This window comes from Streptomyces lydicus (assembly GCF_001729485.1).
In the GTDB taxonomy this organism is placed as follows: domain Bacteria; phylum Actinomycetota; class Actinomycetes; order Streptomycetales; family Streptomycetaceae; genus Streptomyces; species Streptomyces lydicus_D.
This window is the reverse complement of record NZ_CP017157.1, coordinates 5363379-5379238: the sequence shown is the minus strand read 5'-3', so window position 1 is coordinate 5379238 and position 15860 is coordinate 5363379. Positions and strand designations below refer to the sequence as shown.

At 75.3% G+C, this 15860-nt stretch carries 12 protein-coding genes; 8 read left to right on the top strand and 4 right to left on the bottom strand.

The annotated features are described in order from the left end of the window. The first annotated feature begins 42 nt into the window (after positions 1-42). The 3 genes from SL103_RS23410 to SL103_RS23400 all read left to right on the top strand — a co-directional run bounded on the left by SL103_RS23410 (position 43) and on the right by SL103_RS23400 (position 4008). Positions 43-1443, top strand: coding sequence for a glutamine synthetase family protein (locus SL103_RS23410; protein ID WP_069570918.1), 1401 nt, complete (start codon positions 43-45; stop codon positions 1441-1443). Next, positions 1437-2615, top strand: coding sequence for an amidohydrolase family protein (locus SL103_RS23405; protein ID WP_079145935.1), 1179 nt, complete (start codon positions 1437-1439; stop codon positions 2613-2615). Before SL103_RS23410 ends, SL103_RS23405 begins: the two co-directional genes overlap by 7 nt. Positions 2616-2775: 160 nt before the next feature. Further along, positions 2776-4008, top strand: coding sequence for an MFS transporter (locus tag SL103_RS23400; RefSeq protein ID WP_099055570.1), 1233 nt, complete (start codon positions 2776-2778; stop codon positions 4006-4008). Positions 4009-4069: 61 nt separating this feature from the next. Here SL103_RS23400 and SL103_RS23395 read toward each other — a convergent pair whose 3' ends face one another. Then, on the bottom strand, positions 4070-4777 hold the full coding sequence (locus tag SL103_RS23395) for a TetR/AcrR family transcriptional regulator (RefSeq protein ID WP_069570916.1): 708 nt from the start codon (positions 4775-4777) through the stop codon (positions 4070-4072). Positions 4778-4859: 82 nt separating this feature from the next. Between SL103_RS23395 and SL103_RS23390 the strand changes: the two genes are divergently transcribed. Next, entirely contained in the window at positions 4860-5750 is an 891-nt protein-coding gene (locus SL103_RS23390) for an alpha/beta fold hydrolase (protein WP_069570915.1), read from the top strand. A 34-nt stretch (positions 5751-5784) separates the two neighbouring features. On the opposite strand, the gene SL103_RS23385 is transcribed toward SL103_RS23390, so the two are convergent. Together SL103_RS23385 and SL103_RS23380 are read right to left on the bottom strand one after the other, a co-directional pair. Beyond that, positions 5785-7326: a M81 family metallopeptidase gene (locus SL103_RS23385; protein WP_069570914.1), complete on the bottom strand. Its 1542-nt coding sequence runs from the start codon at positions 7324-7326 to the stop codon at positions 5785-5787. A gap of 64 nt (positions 7327-7390) precedes the next feature. Beyond that, positions 7391-8560, bottom strand: coding sequence for an ROK family transcriptional regulator (locus tag SL103_RS23380; RefSeq protein ID WP_069570913.1), 1170 nt, complete (start codon positions 8558-8560; stop codon positions 7391-7393). A gap of 190 nt (positions 8561-8750) precedes the next feature. Between SL103_RS23380 and SL103_RS23375 the strand changes: the two genes are divergently transcribed. The 4 genes from SL103_RS23375 to SL103_RS23360 are packed head-to-tail and all read left to right on the top strand — an operon-like array spanning position 8751 to position 14563. Further along, positions 8751-10550, top strand: coding sequence for a peptide ABC transporter substrate-binding protein (locus SL103_RS23375; protein ID WP_069570912.1), 1800 nt, complete (start codon positions 8751-8753; stop codon positions 10548-10550). Further along, positions 10547-11497 carry an ABC transporter permease gene (locus tag SL103_RS23370; protein ID WP_069570911.1) on the top strand — a complete coding sequence of 317 codons (951 nt, stop codon included), beginning with the start codon at positions 10547-10549 and terminating at the stop codon, positions 11495-11497. Before SL103_RS23375 ends, SL103_RS23370 begins: the two co-directional genes overlap by 4 nt. Next, positions 11494-12399, top strand: a complete 906-nt coding sequence (locus SL103_RS23365; RefSeq protein ID WP_079145934.1) for an ABC transporter permease — start codon at positions 11494-11496, stop codon at positions 12397-12399. Before SL103_RS23370 ends, SL103_RS23365 begins: the two co-directional genes overlap by 4 nt. Before the next feature lie 55 nt (positions 12400-12454). Then, entirely contained in the window at positions 12455-14563 is a 2109-nt protein-coding gene (locus SL103_RS23360; protein WP_069570910.1) for a dipeptide ABC transporter ATP-binding protein, read from the top strand. On the opposite strand, the gene SL103_RS23355 is transcribed toward SL103_RS23360, so the two are convergent. Then, entirely contained in the window at positions 14550-15368 is an 819-nt protein-coding gene (locus SL103_RS23355; RefSeq protein WP_244304016.1) for a L,D-transpeptidase family protein, read from the bottom strand. The two genes, SL103_RS23360 and SL103_RS23355, sit on opposite strands and share 14 nt — an antisense overlap. Between the last annotated feature and the right edge of the window lie 492 nt (positions 15369-15860).

The following is a 15860-nucleotide window of genomic DNA, read 5'->3' as shown; positions in this document are numbered from 1 at the left end:
ACGGACGCCGAGGGATCGGCGCGGTCGAGTGAGGACGGCACTATGGCATCGCGGGCTGCGGAACAGCGCGAGGAAGCCCGCCAGTCGGCGGCGCGGCTGGAGGCGGAAGGCGTACGGAACGTGGCGTTGACCTGGGTGGACAACGCGGGCGTCGCCCGCGTCAAGACCATCCCGGCCCAACGGCTCCCGGACGCCGCCGAGCGCGGCGTCGGGATGTCGCCGGTCTTCGACGTCTTCACCTCCGACGACGCCATCACCGAGTCAGAGCACCTCGGCGGACCCGACGGCGATCTGCGGCTCTTCCCCGCCCTGGACCGCGTCACCGCCCTCGCGGGCCAGCCCGGCTGGGCCTGGGCGCCGGCCGACCGCTACGACCAGCTCGGTGCGCCGCACCCCGCCTGCCAGCGGCAGTTCGCCCGGCGGATGACGGAGCGGGCCGCCGCGGCCGGCCTGGAGCTGCGGATGGGCTTCGAGACCGAGTGGATCGTCACCCGCGCCCCCGAGGGCCACCACCCGGCGGCGGCCGACGCGGACGAGACGCTCGACTACCCCTGCGCGGGCCCCGCGTACGGCATGACCCGGGTCGTCGAGCTCTCCGACTACCTCCGCGACGTCACCGAGGCGCTGACCGTCCAGGGCATCGACGTCCTCCAGCTCCACCCCGAGTACGCGCCCGGCCAGTTCGAGGTCACCACCGCGCCGGGCGACCCGGTGCGCGCCGCCGACGACGTGGTGCTGGTCCGCGAGACCGTCCGCGCGATCTCCGCCCGGCACGGGCTGCGCGCCTCCTTCGCCCCCTCGTTCGTCGCCGGGCAGGTCGGCAACGGCTGCCACCTCCACCTCGGCCTCTACCGCGACGGCACGAGCCTGCACCGGGCCCCCGAGGCGGCATGGGGCCTGGCGCCCGACGCCGCGTCCTTCCTCGGCGGCGTCCTGAACGCGCTGCCCGCCCTGCTCGCCATCGGCTGCCCCTCGCCCGCCAGTTACCTGCGGCTGCAGCCCTCCCACTGGGCCGGGGTCTACCAGTGCTGGGGCGTGGAGAACCGCGAGGCGGCGCTCCGCCTGATCACCGGCGCGCCCGACGACCCCGACGGCGGCCACGCCGAGGTCAAGACCTTCGACGCGGCCGCCAACCCGTACCTCGCCGTCGGCGCGGTGATCGCCGCCGGGCTGCACGGCATCGAGTGCGCCACCCAGCTGCCCGAACCCCAGACCGGTGACCCCGGTGTCCTCGGCGTCCGCGAGCGGGCCCGGCGCGGCATCGTCCGGCTGCCCGCGACCCTCACCGAGGCCGCCGACCGCCTGGAGAAGTCGGCGCCGCTGTACGAGGCGATGGGCGAGGTGCTGCACGGCGCGGTGCTCGCGGTCCGGCGCGCGGAGGAGGCGCACTTCGCGGGCAGCGAGGCCGAGGAGATCGCCGCCGCCACCCGCTGGCGCTGGTGAGTCCCGCGGACGGCCGGGTGGCCGGCCCCGTCGACGGCCTGCCGCCACTGGTGGACCACCACTGCCACGGCGTGCTCCGGCACGAGCCGGATGCCGGGACGTTCGCCTCGTACCTCACCGAGTCGGACCGGCCGCCCGCGGCCGGCACCACCTTCTTCGACACCCAGACCGGGTTCGCCGTGCGCCGCTGGTGCCCGCCGCTGCTCGATCTGCCCGCGCACTGCCCGCCGGCGGACTATCTGGCGCGGCGCCGCGCACTGGGCCCCGACGAGACCCGGCGCCGGCTGCTGCGTGCCGCCGGCATCGGCGCGTACCTCCTGGACACCGGCCTGCCCGGCGACCTGACGGGGCCCGGGGAGACGGCCGCGGCCGGCGGCGGCACCGGGCACGAGGTGGTCCGGCTGGAGACGCTGGCCGAGCGCACCGCGGCCGGTTTCCGGGCGGCCGCGGGACGCGCCGCGGGGACGGCCGACGCCGGGGAGTTCACCGAGGTCCTCGCCGGGGCCGTCGCGCACGCCGCCCGCACGGCCGTCGCGTTCAAGTCCGTCGCCGCGTACCGCCACGGGCTGGCGCTCGACCCCACCCCGCCCGCGGACGACGCGGTACGGGACGCCGTCCGCGGCTGGCTGGCCGCGGGCGCGCCCCGCCTCACCGATCCGGTGCTGCTGCGCCACCTCATCGCGCTGGCCGTCGCCACCGGCCGCCCGCTCCAGCTCCACACCGGATTCGGCGACCCCGACCTGCGGCTCGACCACGCCGATCCGGCGCTGCTGACCGGCCTCGCCCGGACCACCGCCGGCACCGGCACGGACCTGGTGCTGCTGCACTGCTACCCGTACCACCGTCAGGCCGCCTACCTGGCGAGCGTCTTCCCGCACGTCTACGCCGACGTCGGGCTGACCCTCACCCACACCGGCCCGCGGGCCACCGCCGTGCTCGCCGAGTTCCTGGAACTGGCGCCCTTCGGCAAGCTGCTCTTCTCCACCGACGCCTACGGTCTCCCGGAGCTGTACGCGGTCGGCGCCGCGCTCTTCCGCACCGCGCTGGCCGGCGTCCTCGGGGAGTGGACGGCGAGCGGCGCATGGTCCGCGGCGGACGCCCGGCGGGTCGGCGCGATGATCGCCGCGGAGAACGCCCGCCGGGTCTACCGGCTCCCGGCGGGCGAGGACTGACCTACCGGACCGTTCGCGGTGTAAGGGGCACCGGCCGCGGGCGCCTCTTCCCACCCTGTCGTACGGTGCGGGCCGGCCGCGTGCTTTACTGCGCCGCGTGGCACCTACAACGACCTCCGGCGACACCTCGCAGGCACGACCGGAAAAGCGCGAAAAGCCCCTGCGTTCCCGGATATTCGCCGATCTGACCCCGCTGCGCACCTCGCCGGACTACCGCCGCCTGTGGTGCGGCAACACCATCTCCTGGATGGGCCAGCAGATGACCGCCCTCGCGGTCTCGCTGCAGGTGTACGCCATCACCCGGTCCACCTTCGCGGTCGGCCTGGTGGGCCTGTGCTCGCTGGTCCCGCTGGTCGTCTTCGGGCTCTACGGCGGTGCCATCGCCGACACCGTCGACCGCCGCAAGCTGGGCCTGGTCAGCGCCGCGGGCGCGACCGCGATGTCCGTCACGCTGGCCGGCGCGGCGCTGGCCGGCTACCACCGGGTCTGGCTGCTCTACACCGTCGTCGCCCTCCAGGCCGTGTGCTTCGCGATGAACTCCCCGGCCCGCTCGTCGATGATCCCCCGGCTGCTGCCGACCGAGCAGCTGCCGGCCGCCAACGCGCTCAACTCCCTGACCAGCAACCTCGGTCTGATGGGCGGCCCGATGCTCGGCGGGGTCATCGTCGGGCTGTGGGGCTACCAGGCCGCCTACCTGATCGACGTGGTGGCCTTCAGCGGCTCCCTGTACGCGATGTGGCGTCTGCCGTCGATGCGCCCCGAGCAGGCGGAAGGGGGGCGGCGCGCCTCCGTGCTCGACGGGCTGCGGTTCCTCGCCACCCGGCCCAACCTCCGGATGACGTTCTTCTCCGACCTGGCGGCGATGGTGCTGGCCCAGCCGCGTGCCCTGTTCCCCGCCGTCGCGGTGCTCTGGTTCGCGGGGGACGCCAAGACCGTCGGGCTGCTCGTCGCCGCGCCCGCGGTCGGCGCGGTCCTCGGCGGGCTGTTCTCCGGCTGGCTCGGCGGGATCCGCCGGCACGGCCTGGCGATCCTCGTCGCGGTGGCCTCCTGGGGCGCCGCCATCGCCTGCTTCGGGCTCTCCCGGCACCTGTGGATCGGGCTGGTCTTCCTGGCCGTGGCCGGCTGCGCGGACACCGTCTCGATGGTGTTCCGCAGCACCATGCTGCAGGCCGCCACGCCGGACGCGATGCGCGGGCGGCTCCAGGGCGTCTTCATCGTCGTGGTGGCGGGCGGACCCCGCCTGGGCGACTTCCTCGCCGGCTCGGCCGCCGACCTGACCTCCCCGGCCACCGCGGTGGTCGGCGGCGGCCTGGCGTGCGTCCTGGTGGTCACCGCCCTGGGCCTGGGCCGCCGCGCCTTCGCGCGCTACGACGCCGGCGATCCGCAGCCCTGAGGGCCGGGGCGCGCGGCGTCCCCGCCCCCCTGCCGCCGCGGGCCGCCGGCAGGGGCGCGGGCTACGGCGTCCCGGGGCCGGGGGCCAGTAGTCCGGTGAGTGCCCGGTGGACGACCCGTTCGAAGACGGCGGCGGCGTCGTCGCCCGGCGGGGTGGCTTCCCGGCCGGCCAACGCCTCGGTCAGCAGCGGATGTTCACCCGCGCCGGCCGCGGCGCCCAGGTAGGCGGCCTGGGCCGCCTGGCGTGCGGTCGGTGACCGGTGGCTCTGCAGTTCGGCGCGGCAGAGCATCGTGACCAGGGCGCTCAGCGCGGCGATCGCCTCCAGCTTGCTCCGGCCCGGCAGCGCGAGGGGGGCGAGCGCGCCGAGGGCGTATTCGAGGTGGTCCAGCCCGCGCGGGCCCAGCCGCAGCGCCTCCGAAGGAACCTCCACCAGCCAGGGGTGCCGGAGGTGCACCTCCCGGCTCCGCAGGGACAGGGCCACCAGATCCCCGACCGGGTCGCCGGTCGGCGCCACCGTGAGGTCGATCTCGCCGGTCACCGCGTCCGTCATGAGATCCAGCAGGTCGTCGCGGCCGGCGATGTAGCGGTAGAGCGACGCGGGGCCGGTGCCCAGTTCGCCGGCCACCTGCCGTACGGACACCGCCGCCAGTCCGCCCGCGTCGGCCAGCCGGATCGCGGCCCGGGCGAGCTGGGCGCGGCTCCGCCCGGGCGCGGGCCCCCGGGCTCCCCGATCGGGACGGTCCCACACCAACACCGGTTCCTCGGCCACCCGACCCTCACCTGTTCGTCCTCGCGGTACACCGGCTAGGGTAATAACTGCGAACACTGATCGCAGTATCGAGGAGGGGCACATGACGACCTGGACCCCGGTGCGCCGGGCCCATAACGGACGGATCGCGCTGGCCTACGACCGGCTGACCGGGCCGCCGGGCCAGGAGCCGCTGCTGCTGGTGACCGGCCTGGGCGTCTCCCGGCGCTGGTGGCCGGACGGCCTCGCCGGGGCGCTGGCCGCCCAGGGCTTCGCGGTGGCGCGCTACGACCAGCGCGACGCGGGGGAGTCGACGCACCTGCCGCCCACCGCGACCCGCAGCCCGCTCACCGCGATGGTGCGCGGCCGCGGGTCGGCCTACACCGCCGAGGACATGGCCGACGACGCCGTCGCCGTGCTGGACGCCCTCGGCTGGGACTCGGCCCACCTGTTCGGCCAGTCGCTCGGCGGCGCGGTCGCCCAGCGCATCGCGCTCCGCCACCCCCGGCGGGTACGGACACTGACCTCGGTGTCGGCCGTCCCCGGCGATGTGGCGGGCGTGCGCACCCTGCGCCACCTCCGGCTGCGGACGCTCGTGAAGCTCGCCCGCATGCGTCACCCCGCCACCCCCGAGGGCGACATCGAGGCCGGGATCGAGCTCGCCCGGCTCCTGCACTCACCCGCCCACCCCCTCGACGAGCGGGCCATCAGGGAACGGATCACCGCCCTGGCCGACGCGGGGGTCCAGGACGGGCGCAGCCAGAGCCGTCAGATCGGCGCCCGGTGGCGCGGTCCCGGTATCCACGAGATCGCGGTGCCGACCCTGGTCCTGCACGGCGCGGACGACCCGCTCGTCAAGCCCTCCGCCGGCCGCGCCGTCGCGGCCCGGGTACCCGGCGCCCGGTTCGTCCCGCTGCCCGGCGTCGGCCACGACCTCCCGGAAGCCGTCTGGCAGGACGTCGCCCGCCGGGTGCGGCGGCTCGCCGACGGGTGACCCTGCGGTTCGGGCGGGCGGCGGCCCTACGTCCCTACAGCAGCACCGGCGTCAGATCCGGGTCCTCGAAGCCCTCGTCGTCGAAGGGGTAGAGCGGGCGCCGCACCTTGCGGTGGCCGAGGCGCAGCAGGTCCTGGTCCACCCCGCCCGGCGTGAGCGCGAGCAGCCAGTCGGCGGCCATCGCGTGCAGCTCGGGTTCCAGATAGCCGATCTTCACCACGAGCAGGTCGTAGGCCAGCGGGTCCAGTGCGCCGAAGTCCGCGCGGGTGTGGAACGGGGTGCGGCGCTCGGTCAGCACGACCGTCACCCCGCCCCGGGTGACCGCCGCGCTCCGGCCGCGTCCGTCGTAGGCCGGATTCCCCCGCGGGCCACCGGGGCCGGGGGACACGGCCGGGTCGTCGAGGGCGGTGACCGTACCGGTGAGCTCGTACGGCTCCGCGTGCGGACCGGTGCCCGCGCTGAACCGGCCGCCCACGCGGAGCGTGACCTCGGCGCCCAGCCCGGCCGCCCGGCAGGCGGCGACCGCCTCCGGGTCGGTCAGTCCCGGGTGCAGCGCGGTGACCCGGCCGTCGGCCAGCTCCTCGTGGGCCAGCAGCCGGCCCAGCATGTACGGCAGGTCGCCCGCGCCGCCCGCGGTGGGGTTGTCGCCGGAGTCGCTGATCACGAACGGGCGGGCGGTGGACGCCGCGGCGCGGGCGATGCAGGCGTCGGCGTCGCCGGTCGGGCCGACGAAGACGAAATCGCGGCGCGCGTCCCAGTACGCCCGGGCCAGCAACCCGGCCTGGTCGACCGCGAGTCGGGGGTCGTCCGCGGTGACCACCACCGCGGCCCGGCAGCGCTCCTCGTCCGCCCAGGCGTAGCCGACCCAGAGTGCGGCGTCCACCACCCCGTCGAGTGCCTCGACGGCGGCCAGCCGGCCGTAGAGCGACTTCGCCGGTTCGAGGCGGGTGCTGGTCTTCTCGCCGGGGAGGAGGACGGGCACCTGCACCCAGGCGCGGTGCGGGCGGCCCCGCCCGGCGGCCAGCCGCTCGACCAGCTTGCGGGCGGCGCGCTCGCGGGTCTCCCAGGCGTCCTCGTGCGGCGCCAGCCGGTGTGCGGTGAGCAGGTCGAGGCGCGCGGCGAAGCGGCGCGAGACATTGCCGTGCAGGTCCATGGCCGCGGAGATGAGGGTGGCAGGGCCGGCGGCGGCCCGTACGGCGTCGGTGAGGTCGGCCTCCGCGTCCTCCAGGCCGACCACGCTCATCGCACCGTGGATGTCGAACACCAGGCCGTCCAGCGGCCCCGACTCCCTTGTCCGGTCGGTCAGTTCGGCCTTGACGCGGTCGTACGTGGCGCGCTCCACCGGCCCGCCGGGCACCGCCACCGCATGCACCAGCGGCACCCACTCGACGAGCCCGGCCGGCCAGGCGTCCGGCCGGGTCCAGGTGTAGCGGTCGAGCAGCTCGCGCCCCCGGGTGACGCGGAAGTCGTCGTAGGACGAACGGTGCGGGCAGAACTGGCTCGACTCGATGGCCATGCCGCCGATGCCGATGCGCAGGGGCCGGGTGCGGTCGCGGGGGCCGGTCGGTGCGGGCATGAGGGCTCACTCTCCCTGGGGTGGCGGGCGGAACGGGTGGTGAGGCGGAGCCGCCGGGCCGGGGTCAGCGGGGCGCGGCGGGGGCGCCGCCGGTGCCGGCCGCCAGGCGCAGCACGGCGTGGCCCGCCCCCAGCAGACCCGCGTCCGGGCCGTGCACCGCCGCGTCGATGGCGAGTTCGCTGGTGGCCATCGGCAGGCAGCGCTCGTAGAGCGTGCCGCGCACCGCCGCGACCAGCGGCTGGGCGGCGGCGAGCGCGCCCCCGACGACGACCGCCTCGGGGTTGAAGAAGTTCACGACGACGGCCAGCACCGTGCCGATGTCCCGGCCCGCCTGCCGTACGAGGGTGGTGGCGTGCGCGTCGCCGTCCTCGACCAGCCGCAGGATGTCGGCGGCGGAGTCGGCGCGGAGCCCCCGGGTGCGCAGCGCGGCGGCGATCGCGGCACCGCTGGCCACCGTCTCCAGACAGCCGATGTTGCCGCAGGAGCACGGCAGTTGCGCCGCCCGGTCCACCCGGACGTGACTGATGTCGCCGGCCGAGCCGCGGGCGCCCCGGTGCAGCCGGCCGTCGCTGATGACGCCCGAGCCGATGCCGCGGCCGGCCTTGACCACGACGAGGTGGCGGCGGGCGGGGCGGGCCGTGCGGTGTTCCCCCAGCGCCATCATGTTGGCGTCGTTGTCCAGCAGGACCGGCAGGCCGAGGCGGTCCGCGAGCCGGTCGCGCAGCGGGAAGAGGTGCCAGCCGGGCATCCGGGAGGGCGCGATGATCCGTGCGCCGTCCGCGTCGACCGGGCCGGGGAACCCCAGCCCCACGCCGCGGACCGTCCGCCCGGCCGCACGCTGCCGCTCCGCGAGCGCCGCCAACTGCCCGGCGAGCGCGTCCAGGGCGCCGTCCGGCCCGGCGGTCAGGTCGAAGGCCAGGTCCTCGGGGTCGAGGACGCCGCCGGTCAGCCCGACCGCCCCGGTCCGGATGTGGTGGCTGCCCAGGTCCGCGGCCAGTGCGACCGCGCCCCGGTCGGCGACGCGCAGCAGCCGGGGGCGCCGGCCGCCGCGGGAGGCGCCCTCACCGGACTCGGTCAGCAGCCCGGCCTCGACGAGTTCCTGGACGCGGGCGGACACGGTGGACGCGGCGAGCCCCAGCTCGCGCACGAGGTCGGCGCGCGAGGTGGCGGAGCCGTTCGCGACGAGTTCGAGAACGTGCGCGGCGGAGCCGGGCTGCTCGCCGGAGGCGGTCATGAGGGCGCCTTTCGCGGGGCCGGTGCGGGACGGTGAAGCGGTGACTTGATGCGGTGTCCGAAAGAAGTCGCCGCGTCAACTCGCCGACAGTAGAACCCGATCGGGCCGCTTTCGCCAAGGTCTTGACTTCTTTTCTCGGCCGTCCGTACTTTGCTCGCACTCCTCGACCGGCCGACCCCCGGAGGCAGCAATGGGCCTGCGCACCACCCGAATACGCGGGCTGCTGGGGCGCTGGGCGGCCACCGCTGTGCTCGGTCTCCCGGCGCTGGCCGGCTGCGGCCCGGCTGGCAACGTTGTCACCGAGCTGGGCGCCACCGGCGGCACCCCGGTCGAGGGCGGCACCGCCACCATGGCCCTGCCGCCGGCCTCCACCCCCAACTGGATCTTCCCCATCGGGGCCCCCGGCTATCTGGCCTCGTACAACAGCGCCATTCAGGACCTGCTCTTCCTGCGGCTGTTCACGCCCGAGCAGAAGGGCGACGCGCTGACCATGGATTCGCCCCGCAACCTCGCCGGAACGCCCCGTTACAGCGACCACAACACCACCGTCAGCATCACCCTGAAAAAGGGTTACGCATGGTCCGACGGGACGCCGGTCACCACCCGCGACGTGAAGTTCTGGTTCGATCTGATCAAGGACAACAAGCGGGAATGGGCCGGCTATTCACCGAACTTGATGCCCGACGACGTCAAGGAATTCGAGACCGTCGACGACCGTACGTTCCGGCTCCGGCTGGACCGCGCCTACAACCCCACGTGGTTCACGGCCAACGAACTCCAGGACTTCGTCGCCCTGCCCGTCCACGCCTGGAACCCCCGTGACGAGAGCCCCCGGCGGGCCTTCGCCCGGCTGATGCGGCACGCCAAGCAGTTCTCCCGCTTCGCCACCGATCCGCTGTGGAAGACGGTCGACGGGCCCTGGCGGATCGAGAAGTGGACCACCTCGGGCCAGGTCTCGCTCGTTCCCAACCGGGCCTACCGCGGGCCCGACAAACCCCGTCTCGACCGGGTGGTCCTCAAGCCCTTCACCACCGCGGACTCCGAGTTCAACGTGCTGCGGGCCGGCGGGATCGACTACGGGTACCTCCCGCCGGCCGTCATGGCGCAGTCGCAGCAGTTCAAGGAGCGGGGATACCGCATCGACCCCTGGGAGGGCTGGTCGGTCACCTACCTCGTCCTCAACTTCCACCACCCCACCGTGGGAGCGCTGCTGCGCCAGGACTATCTGCGCCAGGCGCTCCAGCACCTCATCGACCAGCAGGGCATCTCGCGGGTGATCTGGCACGGCAGCGCCGCGCCCACCCGCGGCCCGGTCCCCGCCGGACTCCTCGACGGCGAGCCCTACCCCTACGACCCGAGCCGGGCGCGGGCGCTGCTGGCCGGGCACGGCTGGGCCGAGCGGGACGGCACGCTGCACTGCGTACGGCCGGGGCCCGGCAGGGACCGCTGCGGCGCGGGGGTCAGGGGAGGACAGGAACTGCGGCTGTCGCTGCTCTCCCAGTCCGGCTCGACCGAGACCTCCAACACCATGCAGGCCGTGAAGTCCGACTTCGCCAGGGCGGGCATCGTCCTCGACGTCCGGCAGCAGCCGTTGAACACCGTCCTCGGCGCCACCGTCCCCTGTGAGCGGACCGAGCCGCTGTGCGCGCAGTGGCAGCTGGGCTTCTTCGGCACCCAGGGCAGCTGGTACTTCCCGCCGGACCCCAGCGGGGAAAAGATCTTCGCGACCCACGCCCCCTCGAACATGGGCAGTTGGTCCGACCCGGAGACCGACCGGCTGATCCGTGCCACCGAGTACTCGGCCGAGCCGGCCGCGCTGCGCGAGTACGGCCGCACGGTGGCCCGCCGGCTCCCCGTCCTGTGGACCCCCAACCCGGCCTACCAGGTCTCCGCCATCCGCAACGACCTGCGCGGCGTCGACCAGAACCCGACGCTGTCCCTCGCCCCGCAGAACTGGTACTACGTCAAGAAGGGCGGTGCCGGACGGTGATCCGCTTCCTGGTCAAGCGCCTCACACAGGCGATGGTCGTGCTGCTGCTGGTCTCCGTCCTCGTCTTCGTCCTGCTGCACCTGCTCCCCGGCGGCCCGGCCCGCGCCATCCTCGGCGTCCAGGCCACTCCGGACGCTGTCGCGCACTTCAACCACCAGCAGGGCTACGACCGTTCGCTGCCCGAGCAGTACGTGGCGTACCTCGGCCGGCTGCTGACCGGTGACCTCGGCGAGTCGTACAAGCTCAACCAGAGCGTCGCCTCGCTGCTGGCCGAGCGGCTGCCGAAGACCGCGCTGCTGGCCGGGCTGGCCCTGGCCCTCGCCGCGGTGGTCGCCGTACCGCTCGGCGTCCTGCAGGCCGTACGGCGGGGCAGGGCCGCCGACTACCTGCTGACCGGCGTGGCGTTCCTCGCCTACGCCACCCCGGTCTTCTTCCTCGGCCTGGTCCTCATCCTGGTCTTCGGCCAGCAGCTCCAGCTGCTGCCGGCCGAGGCGCCGCAGGCCGACACCGTGGGCGGCATCCTCGCCCAGGCCCCCGCGCTCGTCCTGCCGGTCGTGACCGCCGCGCTCGGCATCGTCGCCGCCCTCAGCCGCTACATGCGTTCCGCCGTCCTCGACAACCTCGCCGAGGACTACGTCCGCACCGCCCGCGCCAAGGGCCAGTCGAACGCCCGGATCATGGCCCGGCACGTGCTGCGCAACGCCCTCATCCCGCTGGCCACGCTGCTCGGCCTCTACCTCCCCACCCTCTTCAGCGGCACCCTCGTCGTCGAGTCGATGTTCAACTACCCGGGCATGGGGCTGCTGTTCTGGAACGCGGCCCAGAGCTCGGACTTCCCCGTGCTGCTCGGCGTCACCCTCGTCGTCGGCGTCGCCACCGTCCTCGGGTCCCTGCTCGCCGACCTCGCCTATGCCCTCCTCGACCCGCGCATCAGGAGCGTGACGTGACGACCCCAGCCCTCGACGCGGTGGGCGCCGGCCGGCCGGACGCCGCCCCGGCGATCCCCGGCCCGGCCCGCCGCGCCCTCGCCGTCCTCACCCGCAACAAGCTCGCCCTCGCCGGCGCGCTGGTGCTGCTCGCCCTGTTCGCCTTCTGCTTCCTCGGCCCGCTGCTCCATCCCACCGACCAGATCCACACCGACCTCGCCCAGGCCGGCCGCGCCCCCGGCGCCGGCCACCCGCTGGGCACCACCGACCTCGGCTACGACCAGCTCGGACGGCTGATGTACGGCGGCCGCACCTCCCTCGAAGTCGGCCTGGCCGCCGGGCTGCTGGCGACCCTGCTCGGCACGGTGTACGGAGCGGTCGCGGGGTACTTCGGCGGCTGGGTGGACGCCGTGCTGATGCGGATCACCGACGCGGCGCTCGCCGTCCCCGCGCTCTTCCTGCTCGTCGTGGTCGCCACCCTCATCACTCCGAGCAAACCCGTCCTCATCCTGATCATCGCCTCCGTCGCCTGGCTCTCACCGGCCCGCCTGATCCGCGGGGAGGCGCTGGCACTGCGCAGCCGCGACTACCTCCACGCGATGCGGCTGATGGGCGGCGGCGGGGGCCGCGCCGTCTTCCGGCACATCGTCCCGAACGCCGTCGGCACCGTCATCGTCAATGCCACGTTCCAGGTGGCCGACGCGATCCTCTACGTCGCCTACCTCTCCTTCCTGGGCCTGTCCGTCCCGCCGCCGGCCGCCGACTGGGGCTCGCTGCTCTCCGCCGGCCTCACCTATACCCAGGTCGGCCACTGGTGGCTGATCTTCCCGCCGGGCCTGGCGATCGTGCTGGTGGTCGCCGCCTTCAACTGCCTCGGGGACGGCCTGCGGGACGCCTTCGACGTACGGCCGGCGAAGGGCTGACGCGGATGCCGACGACCCCGCGGACCACCGCAAGAGCCGAAGCGAGGACCACACCATGACCGACCCGCTGCTGCGCGTCGAGGACCTGCACGTCGAGATCGCCGGCCGCGGCGGCACCGTCCGCGCCCTCGACGGCGTCGACCTCGCGCTGGCCCCCGGCGAGGCGCTGGGCGTCGTCGGCGAATCCGGCTGCGGCAAGACCATGACCGCGCTGTCCGTCCTCGGCCTGCTGCCGCCCGGCGGCAGGGTCACCGGCGGCCGGATCCTGTTCGACGGTACCGACCTCGCCGCCGCCCCCGAGCGCCGGCTGCGGGGCATCCGCGGCAACACCGTCGGCATGGTCTTCCAGGACCCGCTGACCTCGCTCAACCCCACCCTCACGCTCGGCGCCCAGGTCGCCGAACCCCTGCTGCTGCACCGGAAGGTGAGCCGTGCCGAGGCGCGGGCCAAGGCCGAGGAGATGCTGCGGCTGGTCGGCCTGCCCCGCCCCGCCGAGCGGCTCGGGCACTATCCGCACCAGCTCAGCGGCGGGATGCGGCAGCGCGTCGCGATCGCCATGGCGCTGATCTGCGAACCCCGGCTGCTGATCGCCGACGAGCCGACCACCGCTCTCGACGTCACCACCCAGCACCAGATCCTGGAACTCCTCGACGAGCTGCGCACCCGGCTCGGCATGGCGCTGATCCTGGTCACCCACGACCTCGGCGTGATCGCCCGCCGGGTCGACCGGGTCGCGGTGATGTACGCCGGCCGGATCGCCGAACGCGCCCCCGTACGGCCGCTGTTCGCCGCGCCGCGGCACCGCTACACCCAGGCGCTGTTCGCCGCGCTCCCCGACGCCGCCGAAGCCGGCCGGCCGCTCGCCACCGTCCCCGGCCTGCCGCCGGTTCTGACGAGCCGCCCCACCGGGTGCCGCTTCGCGCCCCGCTGCGGCTTCGCCACCGACCTCTGCCGCGCCGCCGAGCCGGAGCTGGCCGACGGCCCGGACGGCACCGCGCCCACCGACACCGCGCACGCCGTGGCCTGCTTCCACCCGGCGGACCCCGCCGACGGCGACCCGGCCGCCGCGCTCCTGCCGCCGCCTCCGGCCGGGGAGGCGAGGGAGCCCGGCGCGGCCGCCGCACCGGCCGGGACCGTGGCCGGCCCCGGCGAACCCCTGCTGCGGCTCGCCGGCCTCAGCAAGACCTACCCCCTGCACGCCAGCCCCTTCGCCCGCCGCGGGCCGGGCGCCCGGGGCGGGGAGATCAGCGCGGTGGCCGGGGTCTCGCTCACCGTCCGGCGCGGCGAAACCTTCGGCGTCGTGGGGGAGTCCGGCTGCGGCAAGTCCACCCTCGGCCGGATGGTGGTCGGCCTGGAACCGCCCACCGGCGGCAGCGTCCACTTCGCCGGCCGCGACCTCGCCACCCTGACCAAGCGGGAACTGCGGGCCCACCGGCGCCAGGTCCAGCTGATGTTCCAGGACTCCTCCGCGGCCATGGACCCCCGGATGCGGGTGGGCGCGGTGCTGCGCGAACCCCTGGTCATCCAGGGCATCGGCGACCGTGCCGAGCAGCGGCGACGGATCGCCGGGCTGCTGGACGACGTCGGACTGCCGCGCGGTGCGGTGGACCGCTATCCGCACGAGTTCTCCGGCGGCCAGCGGCAGCGCCTCGGCCTGGCCCGCGCGCTGGCCCTGTCGCCCGCGCTGGTCGTCGCCGACGAACCGGTCTCCGCGCTCGATGTCTCCGTCCAGGCGCAGATCCTCAACCTGATGCGCGCGCTGCAGCGCGAGAAGGGGATCGGCTACCTCTTCATCTCGCACGACCTGGCGGTGGTACGGCACCTCGCGGACTCGGTCGGGGTGATGTACCTCGGCAAGCTCGTCGAGACCGGCCCCGCCGCGCAGGTCTTCGCCCGCCCGCTGCACCCGTACACCCGCGGGCTGCTGGACAGCGCCGGCGCGCCCGACCCCGACGCGCCCCGGCCCGGCTCCCCGCTCGGCGGCGAGACGCCGTCCGCGGCCGCCCCGCCCTCCGGCTGCCGCTTCCGCACCCGCTGCCCGCGCGCGGCCGGACTCTGCGCGACCACGGAGCCCCCGCCCGCCGAGCCGGAGACCCCCGGCCACCGGGTGGCGTGCCACTTCCCGCTCACGTCGGCGGCCGGCGGGGGCCTCAGTAGCGGGTGAGCGCGGTCGGTCCGTACGCCGTGCCGATGGCGAGGTGCGGGTGCGCGGCCGGGCGCAGCCAGGACAGGATCCGCGCCATCGCCCCGGCCGGCACGGACACACAGCCGGCCGTGGCGCCCTTGCCGTTGACGTGGAGGAAGATCCCGGCGCCCCGGCCGTGCACGGGACGGTCGTAGTTGAAGTCGGTGACCAGTGCCCGGCCGTACTGCACCGGGTGGTCCGCGAGCCGCTCGGACTCGGCGGCCGCGCAGTCCGCGGGCCGCGGGTCCACCCAGCGGTTGTACGACGCGGAGGCGTTGTCCTCGCACCACCACGCGTCCGGGCCGACCCGGCGGTACGGCGTGGTGGTGCCGGGCGGTGCGGGCTCGGTGCCGAAGGCGAACGGCAGGCCGTACAAGCCGGTGGGCGTGGTCGAGGTGCCCTGCACCCGGGTGGTGCCCTCGGTGAGCCCGGCCGAGCCGAAGCGGGCCGGCGCCGAACCGGCCCGCCGCCAGTGGCCGTTGCGGCGCTGCCACCACACCACCGTCCCGACGGTGGCGTCCGCCGTGGGCGCCTCGGCGGTGATCAGCTGGTCCCCGCCGCCGGTGTCGGCCATGCGATGGGGGAGCGGGACGGTGGGACCGGCCGCGGCGGACGGGGCCGGGGCGGCCAGCAGCAGCGCGGCGCAGAGGGCGGTAGCCGCCGCGCGCCGGGCGCTCCGGCCCCGCGGCGCGCGGCGCGGCTCCGCAGGCGTCCGGTGCGGGGGTTTCCCGCTCCGCTCCGGGGCCCGCCGAGGGGACGTCCTGCCGGTGCGCGTCATGGGCATGACCGCACGCTAGCGGGCCGGCCGGCCGCCCGGCGCCGTCCGATCAGGTCATGTACGCCCGCCGTCGCCGGTCCGCAACCGCGTCCGCGGCGATCCGTCGTGCGCCGGAGCCATGGACGGGCGAAACTCGGGTACGGGGGCTCATGTGCCACCAGATGTTCCCTTTGGAGGCCCGCAGTGCAGCGGCAACCGCATACGCTCAGTGAGCGCCCGTACGGCCGCGATCCGCAGCCCACGCCCCCGGACCCCGGCGGCCCGCCGCCGAACCCCGTCCCGGACCCGCTCCCCGGACCGCCGGTCCCGCCCCCGCCACCCGAACCGATACCGCCGGAGCCGTCGCCGATCCCCCGGCCGCCCGGGCCCGACCCGGTGCCGGACCCGTCCCCGGCTCCCTCACCGCTTTCCTAGGAGCCGCCCGGACCCGACGCCCCCGGACCGCGCATTCCCCGTCAGCGCGGGAACTGCCACCCGCACACCAAGGAGGTGCTGATC